This window comes from Methylobacterium sp. WL64, from assembly GCF_008039945.1.
GTDB lineage: Bacteria > Pseudomonadota > Alphaproteobacteria > Rhizobiales > Beijerinckiaceae > Methylobacterium.
The window spans coordinates 1-1,855 of sequence record NZ_VRVA01000267.1 but is presented as its reverse complement, the minus strand read 5'-3'; the positions used below and the strand labels follow the sequence as shown (position 1 = coordinate 1,855).

Here is a 1,855-nt window from a genome sequence, read left to right as displayed (position 1 = left end):
TATCCGGACGCTGCAGCCGCAGCACCAGTTCGATCAACTCCTCGCGGCTCAGCCGCTCAAGATCGGTACGAACCATCCCACGAGGGAATCAGCGAAACCCAACCCGCGCAAGGGGGTGGGTAATTACCCGCGACGCACTTATCGTAGATGCTCAGGGCAATGCTATCCGCCAGCATCATAAAATATACTCGGAGAGCTGGGAGGAAATCGAAGACTGGTCCAACAAAGTCTATATGCCTTATAGCGTAGTCCCTACAGGAAAAATTGTATCACCCCGTTCTTTAATGCATTCTGCTCAAGTAGGGCGCATCACTATTACTCGATTTGCTTACGGAATTCCTGTCAATATCACCGGCCATCTGGACAAAATGGCGAACATTATTGTGCTTACGACACTGGAAGGTAAATCACGACATCATATTAATAAATCTGAGTCCGTAGAAATATTTAACAATAATAGTTTCATATTAGATTGCAGTAATGTTGACTATGATTTGGATTTTGACGACGATCACCTTCAATTGAATATTACCATACCGCCAGATCTGATGGCTCAAGTTTGCCAGGATTGGTTTGGTTTTATCCCGGGCGATACTCTATGGCGTCATAAATGTGCTATTGGCGGCGCCGAGTCCAGTTGGTTGCGCTTAATAGAGTACGTTGTGAGCTGCATTGCGGAAGCACCGAACCAACTTGCTTATGGCCGGGCCGGGCGCCATCTCGAACAGATGATTTGTGTGCACTTGCTAAACGAATGGGCTTCACGTGCCGGATTGAACCTGAACGATCCATCGAACCGTTTGGCGCCGCGCGTTGTCCGTGGGGCAGAGCAATATATGGCCGATCATGCGGCCGAATTGCCGACGATGACGGAAGTCGCCCGCGCGGTCGGATGCAGCCTTCGAACATTGACTGAGGCGTTCCGCCGGTTCCGGGGCTACCCGCCCAGTCAATTTCTCAAAGAACGCCGTTTGCAAGGAACCCGGCGTGATCTTCTGAATGATCAATGCCCCAACGCAGTAGCAGATATAGCCGCAGCCTGGGGATTTATCAGCATGAGTGAATTCGCCAAAATCTACCGCATGCGGTTCCACGAGAAACCATCCGAAACGCTCCGAAAAAGATGAGACTGAATTTTTCCTGTTGTAGGCGGTGATTTCATTTTTTGATATTTGGATGCTTCACATGGCTGACTCAGGCAAGAACCATAAAAAAAGAATAGCTTCGTTACATAAAATCGCCAAGTTGCTCAACAAGCCTATAGAAGACCTATATCAGAGCGACAATCTCATCGACCAATTCCGCATCATGATCCAGCTCTGGGACGCCCTCCCGTCTGAAAATGATCGTAGTGCGATAATCTGCATTATGGCAGAGCGGATAAAAAGGAATACGTAAATATTCACAAGCCGAAATAGTTGCGGTGCATCGGATGCTATGCAGGCTCAAGCTATCATAGTCGAATAATATCTTATGTTCTCTAGGTGGGGTCACTTGGTCGGCTCGTCACCACGCGGCGCAAACGCGATTTGAGTTCCCAAGTCTGATTTTAGGATGCCGCTGCGGATCATTTGAGGGAACAGAGTAATCGCGAACCGCCATACGTCCCCATCCAAGCGGACGTCCGGTTTCTCCGGGTTAGCTCCCGAAAGCTGACCAGCAGCAAAGCACCCAACCCGAACGTCGGTCCTCGACCAACAAGCTGCCTCTGAGCGGACCGCCTGACTTTCTGCAACGGGTCGTGAGCGGGCTCGGCGACGATGTCCGTTTCCAAGCATCGCCGCCCCAAAGCGAAAAGCGAGCAATCCCCCCCGCGGCGAACGGCAGCGCGCATCCGACCCCGCCCGCGCCGGCC

General features: G+C 51.2%; 1 protein-coding gene. It reads left to right on the top strand.

Translation table 11 applies throughout. The annotated features are described in order from the left end of the window. Positions 1–233: 233 nt before the first annotated feature. On the top strand, positions 234–1,127 hold the full coding sequence (locus FV242_RS33735) for a helix-turn-helix domain-containing protein (protein ID WP_246693015.1): 894 nt from the start codon (positions 234–236) through the stop codon (positions 1,125–1,127). The last annotated feature ends 728 nt before the right edge of the window (positions 1,128–1,855 follow it).

Coding starts and splice junctions, on each gene's coding strand:
- FV242_RS33735 (WP_246693015.1), top strand. CDS start 234: ATGCCTTATAGCGTAGTCCCTACAGGAAAAATTGTATCACCCCGTTCT.